The 20,062-nt window shown below is 63.3% G+C and carries 20 protein-coding genes; 15 read left to right on the top strand and 5 right to left on the bottom strand.

From position 1 onward, the window contains the following. The first annotated feature begins 33 nt into the window (after positions 1-33). From ACEN8I_RS15365 to ACEN8I_RS15330, 8 genes are read left to right on the top strand one after another with little or no spacing between them, the layout of a single operon-like run. Positions 34-684 carry an NADH-quinone oxidoreductase subunit J gene (locus ACEN8I_RS15365; RefSeq protein ID WP_413329375.1) on the top strand — a complete coding sequence of 217 codons (651 nt, stop codon included), beginning with the start codon at positions 34-36 and terminating at the stop codon, positions 682-684. Next, positions 681-989, top strand: coding sequence for an NADH-quinone oxidoreductase subunit NuoK (gene nuoK, locus ACEN8I_RS15360; protein ID WP_007864437.1), 309 nt, complete (start codon positions 681-683; stop codon positions 987-989). Before ACEN8I_RS15365 ends, nuoK begins: the two co-directional genes overlap by 4 nt. Positions 990-996: 7 nt before the next feature. Further along, positions 997-3,021, top strand: coding sequence for an NADH-quinone oxidoreductase subunit L (gene nuoL / locus ACEN8I_RS15355; RefSeq protein ID WP_413329374.1), 2,025 nt, complete (start codon positions 997-999; stop codon positions 3,019-3,021). A 30-nt stretch (positions 3,022-3,051) separates the two neighbouring features. Further along, positions 3,052-4,527, top strand: a complete 1,476-nt coding sequence (locus tag ACEN8I_RS15350; protein WP_413329373.1) for an NADH-quinone oxidoreductase subunit M — start codon at positions 3,052-3,054, stop codon at positions 4,525-4,527. A 29-nt stretch (positions 4,528-4,556) separates the two neighbouring features. Continuing rightward, positions 4,557-6,059, top strand: a complete 1,503-nt coding sequence (nuoN, locus tag ACEN8I_RS15345) for an NADH-quinone oxidoreductase subunit NuoN (RefSeq protein WP_413329372.1) — start codon at positions 4,557-4,559, stop codon at positions 6,057-6,059. Next, positions 6,056-6,358 (top strand): DUF2818 family protein, encoded by a 303-nt coding sequence (locus tag ACEN8I_RS15340; protein ID WP_413329371.1) that lies wholly within the window; start codon positions 6,056-6,058, stop codon positions 6,356-6,358. The genes nuoN and ACEN8I_RS15340 overlap by 4 nt, the downstream gene beginning before the upstream one ends. Beyond that, positions 6,355-6,975, top strand: a complete 621-nt coding sequence (locus ACEN8I_RS15335; RefSeq protein ID WP_413329370.1) for an NUDIX domain-containing protein — start codon at positions 6,355-6,357, stop codon at positions 6,973-6,975. Before ACEN8I_RS15340 ends, ACEN8I_RS15335 begins: the two co-directional genes overlap by 4 nt. A 21-nt stretch (positions 6,976-6,996) precedes the next feature. Then, the gene (locus ACEN8I_RS15330; protein ID WP_413329369.1) at positions 6,997-7,512 is read left to right on the top strand and encodes a DUF1178 family protein; all 516 of its coding nucleotides are present in this window, start codon (positions 6,997-6,999) and stop codon (positions 7,510-7,512) included. A gap of 9 nt (positions 7,513-7,521) precedes the next feature. Here ACEN8I_RS15330 and ACEN8I_RS15325 read toward each other — a convergent pair whose 3' ends face one another. From ACEN8I_RS15325 to ACEN8I_RS15315, 3 genes are all read right to left on the bottom strand, one after another. After that, the gene (locus ACEN8I_RS15325; RefSeq protein WP_413329368.1) at positions 7,522-8,013 is read right to left on the bottom strand and encodes a hypothetical protein; all 492 of its coding nucleotides are present in this window, start codon (positions 8,011-8,013) and stop codon (positions 7,522-7,524) included. Continuing rightward, a complete protein-coding gene (locus ACEN8I_RS15320; protein WP_413329367.1) occupies positions 8,013-9,323 on the bottom strand; it encodes a Glu/Leu/Phe/Val family dehydrogenase in 1,311 nt (436 codons plus the stop codon). Before ACEN8I_RS15320 ends, ACEN8I_RS15325 begins: the two co-directional genes overlap by 1 nt. Before the next feature lie 159 nt (positions 9,324-9,482). Then, entirely contained in the window at positions 9,483-11,267 is a 1,785-nt protein-coding gene (locus ACEN8I_RS15315) for an ABC transporter transmembrane domain-containing protein (protein ID WP_413329366.1), read from the bottom strand. A gap of 89 nt (positions 11,268-11,356) precedes the next feature. Here ACEN8I_RS15315 and ACEN8I_RS15310 point away from each other — a divergent pair, with 89 nt between their 5' ends. The 7 genes from ACEN8I_RS15310 to ACEN8I_RS15280 all read left to right on the top strand — a co-directional run bounded on the left by ACEN8I_RS15310 (position 11,357) and on the right by ACEN8I_RS15280 (position 18,839). Continuing rightward, entirely contained in the window at positions 11,357-11,890 is a 534-nt protein-coding gene (locus ACEN8I_RS15310) for a MarR family winged helix-turn-helix transcriptional regulator (RefSeq protein WP_413329365.1), read from the top strand. A gap of 88 nt (positions 11,891-11,978) precedes the next feature. After that, positions 11,979-13,451, top strand: coding sequence for an efflux transporter outer membrane subunit (locus ACEN8I_RS15305; RefSeq protein ID WP_413329450.1), 1,473 nt, complete (start codon positions 11,979-11,981; stop codon positions 13,449-13,451). A 60-nt stretch (positions 13,452-13,511) separates the two neighbouring features. Then, positions 13,512-14,918, top strand: coding sequence for an HlyD family efflux transporter periplasmic adaptor subunit (locus tag ACEN8I_RS15300; protein WP_413329364.1), 1,407 nt, complete (start codon positions 13,512-13,514; stop codon positions 14,916-14,918). Positions 14,919-14,995: 77 nt separating this feature from the next. Continuing rightward, positions 14,996-16,564: a DHA2 family efflux MFS transporter permease subunit gene (locus tag ACEN8I_RS15295; protein WP_413329363.1), complete on the top strand. Its 1,569-nt coding sequence runs from the start codon at positions 14,996-14,998 to the stop codon at positions 16,562-16,564. 236 nt (positions 16,565-16,800) lie between these two features. Continuing rightward, positions 16,801-17,457: a CPBP family intramembrane glutamic endopeptidase gene (locus ACEN8I_RS15290; RefSeq protein WP_413329362.1), complete on the top strand. Its 657-nt coding sequence runs from the start codon at positions 16,801-16,803 to the stop codon at positions 17,455-17,457. A 21-nt stretch (positions 17,458-17,478) separates the two neighbouring features. Further along, positions 17,479-18,075 carry an NADAR family protein gene (locus ACEN8I_RS15285; protein ID WP_413329361.1) on the top strand — a complete coding sequence of 199 codons (597 nt, stop codon included), beginning with the start codon at positions 17,479-17,481 and terminating at the stop codon, positions 18,073-18,075. A 104-nt stretch (positions 18,076-18,179) separates the two neighbouring features. Beyond that, positions 18,180-18,839, top strand: a complete 660-nt coding sequence (locus ACEN8I_RS15280) for a hypothetical protein (RefSeq protein WP_413329360.1) — start codon at positions 18,180-18,182, stop codon at positions 18,837-18,839. Between the two features lie 47 nt (positions 18,840-18,886). Here the strand turns inward: ACEN8I_RS15280 and ACEN8I_RS15275 are convergent, their stop codons facing one another. Next, on the bottom strand, positions 18,887-19,333 hold the full coding sequence (locus ACEN8I_RS15275) for a PaaI family thioesterase (protein WP_413329359.1): 447 nt from the start codon (positions 19,331-19,333) through the stop codon (positions 18,887-18,889). A gap of 93 nt (positions 19,334-19,426) precedes the next feature. After that, complete coding sequence (locus tag ACEN8I_RS15270; RefSeq protein WP_413329358.1) at positions 19,427-20,029, bottom strand: hypothetical protein; 603 nt, start codon at positions 20,027-20,029, stop codon at positions 19,427-19,429. Positions 20,030-20,062 lie beyond the last annotated feature (33 nt).

The raw sequence follows: 20,062 nt of genomic DNA, 5'->3' as shown, positions 1-20,062 counted from the left end.
AGGCCGCTGGCTCAAGAAAGAATCCACAACAACATGGACGCTAAAACAGGTCTTTTTTACGTTTTCGCCGCGGTGCTGCTGTTTGCGGCATTCAGGGTGATTACCGCGCGCAACCCGGTGCATGCGGCGCTGTACCTTGTGCTGGCATTCTTCCAGGCGTCCGCCGTCTGGATACTGCTCAAGGCCGAGTTCCTGGCGATCACGCTGGTGCTGGTCTATGTGGGCGCCGTGATGGTGCTCTTCCTGTTCGTCGTGATGATGCTGGACATCAATATCGACAGTGTCCGCAAGGGCTTCTGGAAGCATTTCCCGCTGGCCGGCTCCGTCGGCGCCATCATCGCGCTGGAAATGTCTTACGTGCTGATGGGCGGATTTCGTGAGCCGCCCAAGGTCGCGTCCGGCGCAGGCCAGATAGGCGCGCAGCTTTCCAACACCAAGGAGCTCGGCAAGCTGCTGTACTCCGAATACCTCTACCCGCTGGAAGTCGCCGCGGTGATCCTGCTGGTGGCCATCATTGCCGCCATCGCGCTGACCCTGCGCGCGCGCAAGGACTCCAAATACCAGAACCCATCGGAGCAGATCCGGGTCAAGCGCTCGGACCGAGTGAGCCTGGTCAAGATGAAATCCGTCGTGGCCGCACCGCCGGTTGTCGCAGCTGTACCCGCCGAGGAGAAGAAGGCATGACGCTCACCCTGGGACATTTTCTTTCGCTGGGCGCGATGCTGTTCGCGCTGTCGGTCATCGGCATCTTCCTGAACCGCAAAAACCTGATCGTGCTGCTCATGGCCATCGAGCTCATGCTGCTGGCGGTCAACATGAACTTTGTGGCCTTCTCGTATTACCTGAACGACATGGCCGGCCAGGTTTTTGTGTTCTTCATCCTGACCGTCGCCGCGGCCGAATCGGCCATAGGCCTGGCCATCCTGGTGCTGCTGTTCCGCAACAAGTCCAGCATCAACGTAGACGAACTCAACACGCTCCAGGGCTAACAACAAGATGAGTCAAACCCTCTCCGCATCGGCCCTGCTGGCCGTCCCGCTGGCGCCGCTGGCTGGCGCCTTGGTCGCCGGTATTCTTGGTACTTCCTTCGGCGGCAACTGGATTGGCCGGCGCCTGTCGCACAGCCTCACGATTCTCGGCGTGCTGGTGGCCTTCATCATTTCGGCCATGACGCTCAAGAGCGTGGCCATCGACGGCGCGCGCTTCAATGAAACGCTCTACACCTGGATGAACGTCGGTGGCCTGAAAATGGAAATCGGCTTCCTGGTCGATGGCCTCACGGCCATGATGATGTGCGTGGTGACCTTTGTGTCCCTGATGGTGCACATCTACACCATAGGCTACATGGAAGAAGACGAGGGCTACAACCGTTTCTTTGCCTACATCTCGCTGTTCACTTTCTCCATGCTGATGCTCGTCATGAGCAACAACATGCTGCAGCTGTTCTTCGGCTGGGAAGCCGTGGGCCTGGTGTCCTATTTGCTGATCGGTTTCTGGTTCAACAAGCCGACCGCCATCTTCGCGAACATGAAGGCCTTCCTGGTCAACCGCGTGGGCGACTTCGGCTTCATCCTCGGCATCGGCCTGATTGCCGCCTATGCCGGCACGCTGAACTACGCCGAGGCCTTTGCCAAGGCCGATGAACTCTCCAAACTGACGTTCCCGGGCACCGGCTGGATGCTGGTCACTGTGGTCTGCATCTGCCTCTTCATTGGCGCCATGGGCAAGTCGGCGCAGTTTCCGCTGCACGTCTGGCTTCCGGATTCCATGGAAGGCCCAACCCCGATTTCCGCGCTGATCCACGCGGCAACCATGGTGACCGCCGGCATTTTTATGGTGGCGCGCATGTCGCCGCTGTTCGAACTCAGCGACACCGCGCTGAGCTTCGTCATGGTGATTGGCGCGATCACGGCCCTGTTCATGGGCTTTCTCGGCATCATCCAGAACGACATCAAACGCGTGGTCGCGTATTCCACGCTCTCGCAACTGGGCTACATGACGGTGGCGCTGGGCGCTTCCGCCTACTCCGTCGCGGTGTTCCATCTGATGACCCATGCCTTCTTCAAGGCACTGCTGTTCCTGGCGGCAGGCTCGGTCATCATCGGCATGCACCACAACCAGGACATCCGCTGGATGGGCGGCGTGCGCAAGTACATGCCCGTCACCTGGATTACCTCGCTGCTGGGCACACTGGCCCTGATAGGCACTCCTTTGTTCGCGGGTTTTTATTCCAAGGACAGCATCATTGAGGCCGTGCATGAGAGCCACCTGGTGGGCGCTGGCTTCGCGTATTTCGCGGTGCTGGCAGGCGTCTTCGTGACGGCCTTTTATTCCTTCCGCCTGTATTTCCTGGTGTTCCACGGCAAGGAACGCTTCGACCAGAATCCCGACGCGCACCACCATGGCCACGACGACCACGGCCACCATGGTGAACACCATGCGCCGCACGAGTCCCCTTGGGTGGTGACGGTGCCGCTGATCCTGCTGGCGATTCCGTCGGTGGTCATCGGTTTCATGACGATTGAGCCCATGCTGTACGGCGGGTTCTTCAAGGACGCCATCTTCGTGAACCTCGAAAAACACCCCGCCATGGAAGAGCTCAAGCAGCTGTTCCACGGACCGGCGCAGATGGCCTTGCATGGGCTGATGGCGCCGCCGTTCTGGCTGGCCCTGTCCGGCTCGGTGCTGGCCTGGTATATGTACATGGTCAACCCGGCCCTGCCGGCCGCGATCAAGCGCATGTTCATGCCCGTGTTCACGCTGCTCGACAACAAATACTACTTCGACTGGTTCAACGAGAACGTGCTGGCCCGCGGCACACGCATGCTCGGCACCGCGCTCTGGAAGGGGGGCGACCAGAAGCTGATCGACGGCGCGCTGGTCAACGGCTCCTGGAAGCTGGTCGGCTGGGTCGCCGGCGTGGTGCGCCGTCTGCAGTCCGGTTACATCTACCACTATGCCTTCGGCATGATTGTTGGCGTGTTTGTGTTGATGACGTATTTCGTCTGGCTCAATCGCTGATCAGTTCAACAAAATCAAGGAAGAACAAGAATGGGTTTGTTGAGTCTTGCGATCTGGACACCGATTGTTTTCGGTGTGGTTCTGCTGGCGCTGGGCCGTGACGAGCAGGCACGCAGCGTTCGCTGGGTCGCGCTGATAGGCGCGGTCGTCAGTTTCCTGGTCACGCTGCCTTTGTACGGCGGCTTCGAACTGGGCACCTCGGCCATGCAATTCGTGGAGAAGGGCAGCTGGATCCAGCGCTTCAACGTCAATTACCACCTGGGTGTCGACGGCATCTCGTTGTGGTTTGTGCTGTTGACGGCCTTCATCAACGTGGTGGTCGTCATTGCGAGCTGGGAGGCCATCACCACGCGCGTGAACCAGTACATGGCCTCGTTCCTGATCCTGAGCGGGCTCATGATCGGCGTGTTCTCGGCGCTGGACGGCATCCTGTTCTACGTGTTCTTCGAAGCCACGCTGATCCCGATGTACCTGATCATCGGCATCTGGGGCGGCCCCAACAAGATTTACGCGGCCTTCAAGTTCTTTCTCTACACCTTGCTCGGCTCGTTACTGATGCTGGTGGCGCTGATCTACCTGTACAACAAGTCGGGCGGCAGCTTCGACATCCTGACCTGGCACAAGCTGCCGCTGGGCAGCACGATACAGACGCTGCTGTTCTTCGCCTTCTTCGCGGCCTTTGCCGTCAAGGTGCCGATGTGGCCGGTCCACACCTGGCTACCCGACGTGCACGTCGAGGCGCCTACCGGCGGCTCCGCCGTGCTGGCGGCCATCATGCTGAAGCTGGGTGCTTACGGTTTCCTGCGCTTTTCCATGCCCATCGCCCCGGACGCTTCGCACGAATGGGCCTGGCTGATGATCGCGCTGTCGCTGATCGCCGTCGTCTATGTGGGGCTGGTGGCCCTGGTGCAGCAGGACATGAAAAAACTGGTGGCCTACTCATCGGTGGCCCACATGGGTTTTGTCACGCTGGGTTTCTTTATCTTCAATGACCTGGGCGTCTCGGGCGGCCTGGTCCAGATGATCGCTCACGGTTTCGTTTCGGGCGCCATGTTCCTGTGCATCGGCGTGCTGTACGACCGCGTTCATTCGCGCGAGATCGCCAGCTACGGCGGCGTGGTGAACACCATGCCCAAGTTCGCGGCGTTTGCCTTGTTGTTTGCCATGGCCAACTGCGGCCTGCCGGCCACGGCAGGTTTCGTCGGCGAGTGGATGGTGATCCTGGGCGCCGTGAAGACCAATTTCTGGATAGGCGGCGCGGCGGCGACCGCCCTCATTTTCGGCGCGGCCTATACCCTGTGGATGTACAAGCGCGTTTACCTGGGCCCCGTGGCCAATGAAGACGTCAAGGCGCTCACCGACATCAACAGCCGCGAGTTCCTGATGCTGGCCCTGCTGGCCATTGCCGTGCTGTACATGGGCATCTATCCCAAGCCCTTCACGGACGTGATGAACACGTCGGTCGCCGACCTGCTCAAGCATGTCGCAGTCTCCAAGCTGAACTGAAGCCGATCGAGCAACTACAAAGAATTCAGATGATAGACAAACTCTCCTGGATCGCGGTTTACCCCGAACTCATACTCCTGACTATGGCCTGCGTGATCGCGCTGGTGGACCTGGGCGTCAAGACGCCGCAGCGCACGCTCACCTATGTGCTCACCCTGCTGACACTGGCCGTGGTGGCCGCCCTGGAGGCCGCCTACGCGGTGGGCGGGCAAACCTTTTACGGTTTCGGCAACATGGTGGTCGTCGATCCCATGGGCAGCTGGCTCAAGTGCTTTGCCAGCATTACCCTGATGATCACGCTGGTGTACGGCCGGCCTTACGCCGCGGACCGCGAGATGCTGCGCGGCGGCGAATTCTTCACGCTGAGCCTGTTCGCGCTGGTGGGTATGTTCGTGATGATGTCGGGCCACAACTTCCTGGTCATCTACATGGGCCTGGAGTTGCTGACGCTGTCCAGCTACGCGCTGGTGGCCCTGCGCCGCGACAACGCCATCGCCACCGAAGCGGCCATGAAGTATTTTGTGCTGGGCGCGCTGGCCTCGGGCTTCCTGCTGTACGGCCTGTCCATGCTTTACGGCGCGACCGGCTCCCTGGATCTCAACGACGTGTTCAACGCCATCGCCAGCCGCCAGGTCCGCCACCAGGTGCTGATTTTCGGCCTGGTCTTCATCGTGGCCGGCCTGGCCTTCAAGTTGGGGGCCGTGCCTTTCCACATGTGGCTGCCCGACGTTTACCAGGGCGCTCCCACCGCGGTGACGTTGCTGATAGGCGGCGCACCCCAGCTCGCGGCCTTCGCGATCTGCATACGCCTGCTGGTCGAGGGCCTGCTGCCGCTGGCGATCGACTGGCAGCAGATGCTGGCCCTGATGGCGATAGGTTCGCTGCTGGTCGGCAACCTGGCTGCCATCGCCCAGTCCAACCTCAAGCGCATGCTGGCCTTCTCGACCATCTCCCAGATGGGTTTCCTGCTGCTCGGCCTGCTGGCAGGCGTGGTCAACGGCAACCAGCTCAACACCGAGTCCGCCTACAGCGCGGCAATGTTCTACGCCCTGACCTATGTGCTCACCACCCTGGGCGCTTTCGGCATCATCATGCTGCTGGCGCGTGCTGGCCATGAGTCCGAGGACATCGTCGACCTGGCCGGCCTGAACCAGCGCAGCCCCCTGTACGCGGGTGTGATGGCCATCTGCATGTTCTCGCTGGCCGGCCTGCCGCCGCTGGTGGGCTTTTATGCCAAGCTGTCCGTCCTGCAGGCGCTGGTCTCGTCGCAACAAGCCAGCTACATCGCATTGGCTGTGTTTGCCGTGGTCATGTCGCTGGTCGGCTCCTTCTACTACCTGCGCGTGGTCAAGGTCATGTACTTTGACGCGCCGCTCGCTCACAACGCCCAGCCGGTTTCCGGGCCGACGGACGCCAAGGTGGTGCTGGCAATCAACGGCGCGATGATCCTGATCCTGGGCATGCTGCCCGGCGGCCTGATGACGCTGTGCTCCCAGTCGATCAGCAGCATCGTCAAGTCCCTGGGTTCATGACACAAACGGCTTCGGTCTGGTTGGTGGTGTTGCTGGCCTTGCTGGCGGCCAACCTGCCTTTTGTCAGCAACCGCCTTTTCGCGGTCTACGCCGTCAAGCAGCCCAAAAACCTGGCTATCCGGCTGGGTGAAATGGTCGTCTGGTACTTCCTCACAGGCGGCCTGGGCCTCTACCTCGAGCAGCGCGGCGGCCAGATCGCGCCACAGGGCTGGGAGTTTTACGCCATCACCGGCGCGCTCTTCATCACCTTCGCCTTTCCCGGTTTCATCTGGCGCTACCTGTTCAAGCACCGGCCATGAAAAAAGCCGCGGTACCGGGCGACCCAGAGGCCGGCGAGCCGGCCGATGCGCATCTTGTGGAGACGCGGCTGGCTTCAGCGGAGATCCTCAAGGGCAATTTCCTCCACGCCATGCGCGACACCGTCGGCCTGCCGGACGGTACGCAGGCGACGCGCGAATACATCATCCACCCCGGCGCCGTGATGATCGTGGCCCAATGCGACGATGGCCGCCTGGTACTGGAGCGCCAATACCGCTACCCGGTGCAGGCTGTCATGGTCGAGTTCCCCGCGGGCAAGCTGGACCCGGGTGAGGCCTCGCTGGCCTGCGCGCAGCGCGAGCTGCTTGAAGAAACCGGTTACACCGCGCGTGAGTGGGCGCGCGCCGGTGTGCTGCACCCGGTGATCTCCTATTCGACCGAGTTTATCGACATCTGGTTCGCGCGTGGGCTGGCGCAGGGCTCGCGCAAGCTCGAAGCCGGTGAGTTCCTCGATGTTTTTACCGCCACGCCCGCCGAACTGCTGTCCTGGTGCGCGAACGGGCAAGTGACGGACGCCAAAACACTGACGGGCGCGCTGTGGCTGCAAAACGTGCTGTCGGGCGCATGGGCTTTGGACTGGCAGCCCGCAATTGCCTGACTCCCCGGCGATAATCCGCCCATGAAGGTCCTGAATCTCCAGTGTTCGCACCAGCATTCGTTTGAAGGCTGGTTTGCGTCCGAAGACGATTTCCAGAGCCAGCTGTCCCGCGGCCTGGTCGAGTGCCCGCTGTGCGCAGACAAAAGCGTGCAAAAACTCCCGAGCGCACCGCGCCTGAACCTCGGCGGCCGCCAGGATCCGGACGCGTCCGCTAAACAGTCCCCCTCGTCCTCCACCGCCGTGAATGCGCAGGAAAGCGCTGCGGGGCGCGACATGACCGCGGTCACGGGAATGCCGGCCGGTGCCAGCCAGGCGCAGCAGGCCGCATTCCTGCAGGCCCTGCGCCATGTGCTGGCCAATACCGAGGATGTGGGAACGCGTTTTGCCGACGAAGCACGCCGCATGCACTACGGCGAGCAGGAGGCGCGCAGCATACGCGGCCAGACCAGCGTGCGCGAAGCCGTGGAGTTGCTGGAAGAGGGCATTGATGTCATGCCCTTGCCGCTGCCGGCGGCGGTCAAGGAAACGCTGCAGTAGCCTGGCCGCTCATCGGGGCGCGGGCTTCGCCCGACGCCGCACCATGCGGTTGGCCGCATAAAGCCCCAGCGGGATGGCGACAAAATGCGGCCAGATGAAATAAGCCGGCTCATAACTCACCCAGCTGAACGGGCTTTCGCCGACGGCCATGGAGTCCATGGTGCCGGTCACGACGACATACAGCAGCCATGGCACGGCGCTGAGCACCAGCAGGGCGAGTGAGGGGTTTTTGAGTAGTCTGAATACCAGGTTTCCAGCCGCCACCGCGAGCAGGAACATCGGCAGATGGCGGATGGCGATCAGCGCGAAGGCGGCGCGCAGGTTTTCGTCTTCATAACTTTGCACGCTCCAGCGCGCGATGGCGGGGCCGTCGAGCAGAGGCCCCAGCAGCGCCGCGAGGACCGCCACCAAGGCGCCCAGAAACAGCGCGGCCGCGGGCCGGCGAAAAGCGGCCATCGCAGGCCGCCCGTCGCCAGGGCCGTCGGTCGCGCTGCCTGCCATCAGGGGTAGAGGCCGCGCAGCTCGCGCGTGTGCAGTATGCGTTTGCAGGCCACGATGAAGGTCGCGGTGCGCAGGCTGACCTTCTGGTCTTGCGCCACATGCCAGACGCCGGCGAATGCATCCTTCATGATCTTGACCAGGCGTTTGTTGATTTCTTCCTCGTCCCAGAAGAAGCTGGAGAAATCCTGCACCCATTCAAAGTAGCTGACCGTCACGCCGCCGGCGTTGGCGATCACGTCCGGCAGCACCAGGATGTTGCGGTCGTGCAGGATGTCGTCGGCGGCCGGCGTGGTCGGGCCGTTCGCGCCTTCGATGATCATGCGCGCCTTGATGCGGCCGGCATTGGCTTCGGTGATCTGCTGCTCGAGCGCGGCCGGGATCAGGATGTCGCAGTCCACGTCCCAGAACTTGTCGTTGGCGATGACTTCGGCCTCGGCGAAACCGGCCACGCTGCCGTTGGCTTCCACATGCCTGAGCAGCGCCGGCACGTCCAGGCCGGCTTCGCGGTAAATCGTGCCGCCGTGGTCCTGCACCGCCACCACGCGCGCGCCGGTTTCGGCAAACAGCTTGCCCGCCACGCCGCCCACGTTGCCGAAGCCCTGCACCGCGATGCGCGAGGTCGCGATGTCCAGGCCTATGTGCTTGGCCGCTTCCACGCCCACGGTGTAGACGCCGCGGCCCGTGGCTTCACGCCGGCCCAGCGAACCGCCCAGGTCCACCGGCTTGCCGGTGACCACGCCGGTCGAGGTGGAGCCGGTGTTCATCGAGTAGGTGTCCATCATCCAGGCCATGATCTGGTCGTTGGTGTTGACGTCGGGCGCCGGGATATCCTTGTTGGGGCCGATGATGATGCCGATCTCGCTGGTGTAGCGGCGCGTCATGCGCTCAAGTTCGCCGCGCGAGAGCTTCTTGGGATCGACGCGGATGCCGCCCTTGGCACCGCCGTAAGGCACGTTGACCGCCGCGTTCTTGACGGACATCCAGGCTGACAGGGCCATCACTTCGGACAGCGTGACATCCTGGTGGAAGCGCACGCCGCCCTTGCCGGGACCGCGCGAGACGTTGTGCTGCACGCGGTAGCCTTCGAAGTGGGCGACGGTGCCGTCGTCCATGTGGATGGGCACGTCGACGATCAGCACGCGCTTGGGGCGCTTGAGCGTCTCGGCCCAGCGCGCCAGGCTGCCCAGGTGGGGGATGACGCGGTCGACTTGTTGCAGGTAGTTGCCCCAGGGGCCGAGGTTGTCGGCCTGGAGATAGGAGGGCAGGGGGTGGGCGCCCGCGGAGACGGGGCCGGATGAGGCGTGCGACATGAAAACTCCTTGTGGGATGTCTTGGTGAAACTCAGTGCACGGAGCTTAAAAGCCCGCTCCCGAATAGTCCAAGGCATTGTGCACCACGATCTATGCAAATAATGCATAACGCCGGACTTGAATTCGGCAGCTGTCTCGGGGCGGCCGTTTCGACGGGCTTCATACCGTGAACTGCAGGGCGGCCAGCCGCGCGTAGACGCCGCCACGGGCTACCAGCTCGGTGTGCGTGCCTTGCTCCACCAGCCGGCCATGGTCCAGCACCAGGATGCGGTCGGCCTGCTGCACGGTCGCCAGGCGGTGGGCGATCACCAGCGTGGTACGGCCCTTCATGGCCGACTCCAGTGCCGCCTGCACCATGCGTTCGCTTTCGGCGTCCAGCGCGCTGGTGGCTTCGTCCAGCAGCAGCAAGGGCGAGTTTTTCAGCATGGCGCGCGCGATCGCGATGCGCTGGCGCTGCCCACCCGACAGCCGCACGCCGCGCTCGCCCAGAAAGGTGTCGTAGCCCTCGGGCAGGGCCGTGATGAACTCGTGCGCGAAGGCGGCTTTCGCGGCGGCGCGGGTCTCCTCGTCGCTGGCCCCGGGCTTGCCGTAGCGGATGTTCTCAAGCGCGCTGGTCGAGAAGATCACCGCGTCCTGCGGCACCATGCCTATGCGCTGGCGCAAGTCTTCCAGCGCCATGGCGTCGGTGCGCACGCCGTCGAGTTCTATGCGGCCCGAAGCCGGGTCGTAAAAACGTAGCAGCAGCTGGAACACCGTGCTCTTGCCCGCGCCGCTGGGCCCGACGATGGCCACGGTTTCACCGGGCGCCACGCTGAGGCTGAAATCGCTGAGCGCGGCCTGCGCCGGGCGCGAAGGGTAGTGAAAGTTCACCGCCTCAAAGCGGACCGCGCTGCCCGCCTGTGTCAGCAGGGCCGGCACAGGCTGGGCCGGCGAGCTGACGGGCGAGCGCGAGGCCAGCAGCTCCATCAACCGCTCCGTCGCGCCCGCGGCGCGCAGCAGGTCGCCGTAGACCTCGCCCAGCACCGCCGAAGCGCTCGCCAGGATGATCACGTAGACCACGGTCTGGCCCAGGTGGCCCGCCGTGATGTCGCCGCGCATCACGGCCTGCGTTCCCTGGTACAGGCCCCACAGCAGCGCCGCCGAGGTCGCGATGATGATGAAGGCCACCAGCACCGAACGCGCCCCGGCGCGGCGCACGGCGGTATTGAAGGCCCGGGTGGTCGACTGGTCGAAGCGCTCGGCCTCGCGCGCCTCGGCGGTGTAGCTTTGCACCACCGGAATGGCATTGAGCACCTCGGCGGCGATCGCGCTGGAGTCGGCCACGCGGTCCTGGCTGGCGCGCGACAGCTTGCGCACGCGCCGCCCGAACCACACGGAGGGCGCGACGATCAGCACCAGCACGCCCAGCACCTGCACCATCAAGTAGGGGTTGGTATAGACCAGCATGCCCAGCGCGCCCACGCCCATCACGGCATTGCGCAGGCCCATGCTGAGCGATGAACCCACCACGGTCTGCACCAGCGTCGTGTCGCCGGTCAGGCGCGACAGGACCTCGCCGGTCTGCGTGGTCTCAAAAAATTCCGGGCTTTGCCGTAGTACATGGGCATAGACCGCATTGCGCAAATCGGCTGTCACGCGCTCGCCCAGCCAGCTCACCATGTAAAAACGGCCGGCCGAAAAAAGCCCCAGCGCGGCGGCCACGGCAAACAGCTCGAAGAAATGCGTGCGCAAGGCCATCAGTTGCTCGCCCTTGCCGGCCGCGCTGAAGCCGCCGTCGATGAGGCCGCGCAAGGCCAGCGGGAACACCAGGGTCGCTACCGCTGCCAGCACCAGAAAGACAACGGCCAGCAGGATGCGGCCGCGATAGGGCCACAGAAAAGGCAGCAAACCAGAGAGGGAGCGTGGTGAGCCCTTGGGGCCGGAGGAGGGGGGAAGTGTCGCCATCCAGGGAGTTTAGTCATAAATAGGTCAGAAAATTGCCAAAACAAACACAGCCTTGACATTATTTGTCTAGGCATGTATTATTTGAACCCATGAATGCCAAAATCCCCCGCCCGGAAGCTACCGGTCCCGCACTTTGCGGCCTGCCGGCCGAGTTTTACTGTGCGAGCGACTACGACGCCGGCCAAAGCACCGGCTATTTGATGCGCCAGATCATCAACAGCGTCTCCCAGCAGGTCGCGCGCGAGCTCGAGCCCCAGGGTCTGACCAATGCCCAATGGGTGCCCATGCTCAAGCTTTACCTCGGCAAGGCCTCCACCGTGGCCGAACTGGCGCGCCAATGCCAGCTCGACGCTGGCTCCATGACCCGTCTGCTGGACCGGCTCGAAGCCAAGGGCTTTTGCCGCCGCATCCGCTCCAGCGACGACAGGCGCGTGGTGAACATCGAGCTCACGCCCGAAGGCCGAGAAGCCGCCAAGGAAATCCCCGCCGTGCTCAGCCGCGTGCAGAACGCCCACCTGGCCGGCTTCTCGGTCGAAGAATGGCAAAACCTCAAAGGCTATCTGCGCCGCATCCTGGAAACCGCGCACACCCTCCAAGCAGCGAATGAACAACATGACAAATAACACCTGTGACTTTCCCCGGGCCTCGGCCCCCGGCGTGACGCCGGGCAATGCCGGCCAAAACCTGCCGGTCTGGCGGGCATCCTTTCGCATGGCCCTGGTCGCCGCTGCCAGCGTGGTGGCCGTTGGGCTGATGGCGACGGGCCTGACCGGCTGCGCCGACATGTCCGGTATCACGCCACAAGCGAGCCTGCGCGACGCGCCCTCGCTAGGCCTGAAGGCCAACCCAGACTCCGGCGCGCAGCCCACGGCGCAGGCGCCGCTGACCGCTGAATGGTGGCGCGACTTCGGCGACGAGCAACTCAACACCCTGGTCGCCCAGGCCCTGCAAACCAGCCCCAGCCTCAAGCTCGCGCAGGCACGCCTGGCGCGCGCGCAGGCCGTGATTGAGGTGGCCGACGCCGCCACCTTGCCGCAGCTCACCGGCCAGCTGGACCTGACCCGCCAGCGCTACACCGCCAACGGTGCGGTGCCGCCGCCGCTGGCCGGCTCCATCCGCGAAAGCGGCACGGCCCAGCTCAACGCCAGCTGGGAGCTGGATTTCTTCGGCAAGAACCGCGCTGCACTCGACGCCGCGCTGGGCAGCGCCAATGCCGCCGAGGCCGACGCCCAGGCCGCGCGCGTGTTGCTGGCCAGCAATGTCGCGCGCAGCTACTTCCAGCTGGTGCGCCTCAATGAACAGGTCAATGTGGCACGCCGCACGCTGGCGCAGCGCGAAGAAACCCTGAAGCTGGTGCGCGACCGCGTCGACGCCGGCCTGGACACCCGCCTCGAACTGCGCCAGAGCGAGGGCGGCCTGCCCGAAGCGCGCCTGCAGCTCGAAACCCTGCTCGAGCAGATGGCCCTCACGCGCAATGCGCTGGGCGCACTGGTCGGCCAGCCCGACGGCGCCGCCGCACTGGCACCGTCCGCGCAAGCCGCGATCAAAAACGTCGCGGTGTCCGCCACCATCCCCGCCGACCTGTTGGGCCGCCGCGCCGACATCGCCGCCGCGCGCTGGCGCGTCGAGGCCTCGTCCAAAGACGTGGCCAATGCCAAGACCCAGTTCTATCCCAACATCAACCTTGTCGCCTTCGCCGGTTTCTCCAGCATAGGCCTGGGCAATTTGCTTGACTCCGGCAGCCGGCAGTGGGGCGTAGGCCCGGCGCTGCGCCTGCCGATTTTTGACGCGGGCCGGTTACGCGCCAACCTGCGCGGCAAGACTGCCGACCTCGATGCCGCGGTGGAGAGCTATAACGCCGCCGTCATCGACGCGGTGCGCGACGTCGCCGACCAGGTCGCGTCCTCGCAGGCTATCGTTCGCCAGCAGGCCGAGCAGCGCGCCGCCCAGGACGCCGCCGAAAGCGCTTACGAAATCGCCGTGCAGCGCTACAAGGCCGGCCTGGGCAACTACCTCAATGTGCTCACGGCGGAAACCAGCGTGCTGGCCCAGCGCCGGCTCGCGGTGGACCTGTCGGCCCGCGCGCTGGACACGCAGGTGGCGCTGATACGCGCCCTGGGCGGCGGTTACACCCCCGGCCCCGCCGTGACCGCAGGACGCCAGGCAAGCGCCGCAGCCTTCTGAGCCAGTCGCAGACGACCCGCAGATACAGACATCAACAGATAACCAGCAGACCCAAACATCATGAGCACTCCTGAATCCTCCAATTCCGCAGCCTCCACAGCCTCCCCCGCATCCACGCCCGCCGCCGCACCGGCGCAGGCACCGGCGGGCAACCCCAAGCGCAAAAAAGCGCTGACCGCGCTGGCCGCCGTCGTGGTGGTCGCCGGCCTGGGCTGGTCCGTTTATGAATACCTGGTGGCCAGCCACTACGAGTCCACCGACAACGCTTATGTGCAGGGCAATGTGATCCAGATCACCCCGCAAATCGGCGGCACCGTCATGGCCATCATGGCCGACGACACCGACTTCGTGAAAGCCGGCCAGGCCCTGGTGCAACTGGACCCGGCCGACGCCAAGGTCGCGCTCGAGCAGGCCGAAGCCGCGCTGGCCCAGGCCGTGCGCCAGGTGCGCACGCTCTACGCCAACAACGGCACGCTGGCCGCGCAGATCGCCCTGCGCGGTGCCGACGTGGTCAAGGCGCAAAGCGACATCGCGCGTGCCAGCGACGACTTGAAGCGCCGCCAGTCGCTGACCGGCAACGGCGCGGTGTCCGGCGAAGAACTTAACCATGCCCGCACGCAACTGGACGCCGCCAAAAGCGCCCTGGCCGCTGCGCAGGCCGGCGTGACCGCCGCACGCGAGCAGCTCGCGAGCAACCAGGCCCTGACCGAAGGCACCAGCATCGAGCAGCACCCCAGCGTGCAGGTGGCCGCCGCCAAGGTGCGTGAAGCCTACCTGGCCACGCAGCGCGCGGGCCTGCTCGCGCCGGTCGATGGTTACGTCGCCAAGCGCACGGTGCAGTTGGGCCAGCGCGTGGCCGCCGGCACGCCCATGATGTCCATCATCCCGCTCAAGCAGGTCTGGGTCGATGCCAACTTCAAGGAAGTGCAGCTGCGCAATATCCGCATCGGCCAGCCCGTGACGCTGGTTGCCGACCTGTACGGCAAGAAGGTCGAATACAAGGGCTCCGTCGCCGGCTTGGGCGTTGGCACCGGCGCGGCTTTCGCGTTGCTGCCCGCGCAGAACGCCACCGGCAACTGGATCAAGGTGGTGCAGCGCGTGCCCGTGCGCATCGCGCTGGACGCCAAACAGCTGGCCGAGAATCCGTTGCGCGTGGGCCTGTCCATGGAAGCCGAAGTCGACGTGAGCAACAAGGACGGCAAGACCCTGGCCGACGCGCCGCGCGATGCCGCCCTGGCGCACAGCCAGACCTACGGCGCGCAGGACGACGCGGCCGACAAGGATGTGCAGCGCGTGATCGCCGCCAACACCGGCAAGGCTGCCGTGAAGTCGGCCAAGGCCGCCAACGCGGCCAAGCCGGCGCCGCAGCCGGGCGGGGCAGCTTTGCCGGCCCAGGCCGGCGGCGATGCCCAGACCCTTGCGTTCAGCCACACGCTGTCGCTGGCCGGCACCCGCACGGCGCCCTAAGCCGCTAACTCCAAGCACGCGCAACCGCGGTCAACCTCCATCGCGGTTTCCACCAGCACTTTCTTCGCAAGGCTTTCATGGCTTCCGCACCCGCTTCCGTCTATGTCCCACCCCCGCCGCTGACGGGGTCGGCACGCCTTTGGGGCACGCTCGCCCTGTCGGCCGCGACCTTCATGAACGTGCTGGACACCTCCATCGCCAACGTGTCGCTGCCCGCCATTGCCGGCGACCTCGGCGTGAGCCCCAACCAGGGCACCTGGGTCATCACCAGCTTTGGCGTGGCCAACGCGATCGCCGTGCCGCTGACCGGCTGGCTGTCGCAGCGCTTCGGCCAGGTGCGCCTGTTCACGGCCAGCGTCATGCTGTTTGTGCTGACTTCCTGGCTCTGCGGCCTGGCGCCCAACATGACCACGCTGATCTTTCTGCGCGTGCTGCAGGGCCTGGTCGCCGGGCCCATGATCCCGCTGTCGCAGGCGCTGCTGCTGTCGAGCTACCCGAAAGCGCTGGCCGGGCTGGCCATGGCGCTATGGTCCATGACCACGCTGATCGCGCCGGTGATGGGGCCGCTGCTGGGCGGCTGGATCACCGACAACATTTCCTGGCCCTGGATTTTTTACATCAACATTCCTGTCGGCTTCGGCGCGGCCTTCATCACCTGGAGCATCTTCCGCAAACGCGAAAGCCCTACCAAAAAACTGCCCATCGATTCCGTGGGCCTGGCGCTGCTGGTGGTCTGGGTCGGTTCGCTGCAGATCATGCTCGACAAGGGTCAGGAACTCGACTGGTTCCATTCTGGTGAAGTCATCGCGCTGGGCATCATCGCGGTCGTCGGCCTGGCGGCCTTTGTGATCTGGGAACTCACCGAAGAGCACCCGGTAGTGGACCTGACGCTATTCAAGAAACGCAACTTCTGGGCCGGTGCGCTTGCGCTGTCGGTGGGTTACGGCCTGTTTTTTGGCAACGTGGTGCTGCTGCCCCTGTGGCTGCAGCAATACATGGGCTACACCGCCACGCAGGCCGGCATGGTGCTGGCACCCGTGGGGGCTTTTGCCTTGCTGCTGTCGCCCGTGGTCGGCAAGAACATCGCCAAGGTCGACCCGCGCCGCTTCGCCGCCTTTGCCTTCATGGTGTTCGCGCTGGTGCTGTGGATGCGTTCGCACTTCAACACCCAGGCAGACTTCCAGACCATCATGATCCCGACCATCATCCAGGGCGTGGCCATGGCCTTCTTCTTTATCCCGCTGGTCACCATCACGCTGTCGGGCATCGCGCCCGAGAAGATTCCGGCGGCGTCGGGCCTGTCGAACTTTGTGCGCATCACGGCCGGTTCCTTCGGTACTTCCATCGCCACCACCATCTGGCAGGACCGCGCCGCCATGCACCATGCGCAGATCAGCGAGTACGTCAACCAGGGCAGCAGCGCCACCAATAGCGCGCTCAATGGTTTGGCCGGCGCCGGCCTCACGCCAGAACAAGCCCTGGGCACCATCAATCGCCTGGCCGACCAGCAGGCTTATATGCTCGCGGCCAACGACGTGTTTTATGTGTCGGCGCTGATCTTCCTGCTGCTGATTCCGCTGGTCTTCCTGACGCGGCCCACGCATGCAGGGGCGGGTGGCGCGGATGCGGCGGCTGGGGCGCACTGACGCCTCTGCCTGGGGTAGGACGAAGACGGCGCCTTGTGCGCCGTTTTTTTCCATCAAATTAATGCGCGCATCATGTCGCGCGGATGCATCATGGGATTGCTTTGCTTATGTCCGCGGACAAAAAACCGGGCCGGTACAGGTAAGTTTTCCCGGTGCCCAGGCTATAGTGCAAATCCACGATCCCGATTCTTCGGCGCGTCTTGGCGCAAGCCGGTCAGCCCTACGTTAAACCGCAGATGAGCCAAGCACCTCGCTTATCCACTATCACGCTTCTTGACGCAGTGGTCGTTTCTGTCATCTGTTTTGGCTTGGCAATTGCCGTTTCTATTCAGGCGGTACTCGCCGGTTTTCCGGAAGCCCGTTTCACAGAATCTGGCAACACCTCGATGATCGGAGTTGAAGTTGGCCTCTCACTGACTGCCCTGGCCTACCTGTATATCCGTGGCTTCGACGTCTCCTCCCTATATCCTGGCCCGACCATTAGGGGCTCTCTTTCTGGCATTGGCTTGTTTGTTCTCGCTTGGTTGGTTGGCATCCTTGCCGTCACGCCGTTTGCCAGTTCGCACAAGCCTCAGATGGTTGAGTTCTCGTTTACAGGTATTTCGCTTGCGTCAACGATCATGTTCGCCATGGTGAACGGTGCCTTTGAGGAAATATTCTTATTGGGTGTTCTTGTAAGAGGCCTCAGAGGTCTTGGGCTATCTCTTGCCATTGGCATTCCGCTGCTTGTCCGCATCCTGTATCACCTGTACCAAGGGCCGCTGGGTGCGGTTTGGGTATTGGCCTTCGGATTGACCTTTTCTCTTTTTTATCTTCGGAGCCAAAAACTATGGCCGCCGGTGTTGGCACATATCCTTTGGGATATCGTTCCGGTCATCGCGTCTGCGGGCTAACTTTTCCATCGAGGGGGTGTTATGGCCATGCCGTCGGACAAAAATCGAATTCAGTACATAGGCGACTCGCAACTAGTCGAAAACCTCCGCTCCCGCTTCAATGGGGGTGAGAGGCTCAAGTTCGTTTTCTTCTGGGGTCATCAGCCCAGCAAGCATGGCGTTACGGCCTCTTGTTTCAGCCAGTGGTATGGCGCACCTTTCGTCGTGGATGGGCAGCTGTATCCAACGGCAGAGCACTTCATGATGGCCGAGAAGGCTTTGCTTTTCGGCGATCAAGAGACCAGAGCCAAAGTTCTGCAAGCCACAAACCCGGGTGCAGCTAAGGCTTTGGGACGCCAGGTTCGCGACTTTAATGAAGCCCTTTGGCTTGAACACCGGTTCTCAATCGTTCTACGTGCCAATGAGGCCAAGTTTGCCCAAAACTCCGAGCTTCGGCAGTTTCTCCAGAAAACGGGGGATCGCATCCTTGTCGAGGCTAGTCCGGTCGATAGAGTCTGGGGCATCGGCCTCACCCAGGATGATGAGAAAGTTAATAATCCAAATCAATGGGAAGGCCTCAATCTCTTAGGTTTCGCGCTCATGCAGGTGCGCCGTGACGCCCCTTACGTCGAACATTAAGCTAGGACCTGTTCGTGTGCTGTTGTCGCCTATTCCAGGCCCATGCTGCGCTAAGTTCTGTTATGCCTTTATCGACTCTCTAATATTTGTTTTAGAGCATCACCATGTCAGACGCCGTTTTTATTCTGTTGCGACTCTCCGGAGATACTGGATCCCTGGCTTCTTGCCGCGATGCCCATTTCAGCGCGGAAGCCTTCGATTTCAATTCGGTAATTCCGATGCCGCCGGAACTTGAGATTGAGGAAAGCAGCGCGGTGACGACGGGTTATGACGCGCTGTATGGCGACTGGACAGAGCCCGCCAAGTACTGGACATGGAAGGAGTCGGCCGCGAAGCTTGGCCATCCGTTTCCGCTCGAGTCCCGCGAACAACTGTTGGCATGCATTCGCAGCCTTGATTGCGCGGAGATGTACCTGGCGCCCGCGCGCCAGTACAAGGAGAACATCGAAAAGCACGGCTTTGGGTCCTGGTACGACTGGTGCAAAAAGCATTGGGGCTCGAAGTGGAACGCCGAAGATTCAAAGATTGAAGCAGGGCCTGGTCAGATTACTGTCCGCTTCACCACCGGATCAGCCTTTCCCAAGCCGCTGGTCAAGGCGCTGTCGAAGAAGTGGCCGGCGCTCGAAGTCCGAGTCCTGTATGCGGACGAGCATCTGCGTTGGGGCGGTGACTATGTCCTCAAGGGCGGCCGGGAAATTGAGAAGCTCAATCGGCCCGCGGCGGATATATTCCGGGAGATACGGAACGGTGGTGTTGGGGCCTGACAGGTCTTCAGGTATGGGCGCACAGAGCGTCCATGCGAATACCTTTCTTATGCGCTTTTGGCCGAGGGGCTGGACGATGCTTCCACTGGCACCAGAATTGCATTGCCCGTAGCCACGAGCACTAACTCGCCGCGATCCTGCTCGGCATACAGCTCCGCATTCGCAAACACCTGCTTGCGCCCGGCCTTCACCACGCGCCCGCGCGCCACAAAGCTTAATCCCACGGCGGGTGCCAGACAGTTCACTGAAAAGTGCGAAGCCAGCACGCGGCCCGAAACGGTGGCGGCCGCATAGCCGCAGGCCGTGTCCAGCATGGCGCCTATCAGGCCCGCATGCAGATAGCCGGCGTACTGGCCCATGTCTTCTTCGCGCCAGGCCATGCGTATCTCGGCCTCGCCGGCCGTGGCGCGCACGACTTCAAAACCGGCCCAGCGGTTGAAAGAAGCGGTCTGGTTCACCGCTTGCAGCGTGTTCAGCAGGGTGGAGTCCGTCATGGCTGGAAATATAGGACGGACAGGGACAGCGCGCTGTAGCGCGGGTGACAAGCCAGTGGTCGGAAAAATCAGCCGGCTTGGCCGGTGGCGTCGTCAGCCCGTCAAGGCGAGATAGGCCTCACGCGTCTGCGGCGACACCGAGGTCACGAGCTGCTCATGCGATGTCTTGTGCCGCACCATCATGCGCGCCGAGGCCACGGCTTTGGACTTGCAGAACCAGTGGCAGCTGTGCTGCATCAGGAACAGCTCGGCCGACATCGTGAAGGCCTTTTCCTTGGGCGTGCGCTGGGCGCTGTTTTCCGCCGCGCGCAGAATGCCCTGGGCGTGGACCGCCAGCATTTTCCGCATGTCGAAGCTCAGGCCCGGCAACAGCTTGGTCGCGAAGGGAAATGTGATCGGCAGCTTGCTGGTGCGCGCCTCCACTTCATCGACCTTGGAAAAGCCCGCGGCAAAAAGGGTGAACTGCTCGCACAGCTTGAGCTCGGTGCTGGCGAGCTGGTTCCAGACCTGTTCGCGGCGCTCCGGTTCTTTCTCGCCCAGGGCCCGCAGGTAGCCGTCGGTCAGGGTCTCCATCAGTTTTTCGATCTGGTACTGGCCCAGGTGGCTGCCCAGCAGGGCAATGCGCCGGCGCTCTTCCGACAATTTGAGGATGTAGACGGCTATGGCGACGCAAGTCACCAGGGTGAGGAATTCCATTTTGGGGATTTGGGGTTTGAGGCTGGGACAGGG

This window comes from Polaromonas sp. CT11-55 (genome assembly GCF_047303325.1).
Classification (GTDB): domain Bacteria; phylum Pseudomonadota; class Gammaproteobacteria; order Burkholderiales; family Burkholderiaceae_C; genus Polaromonas.
This window is presented reverse-complemented; position numbering and strand designations above follow the sequence as displayed.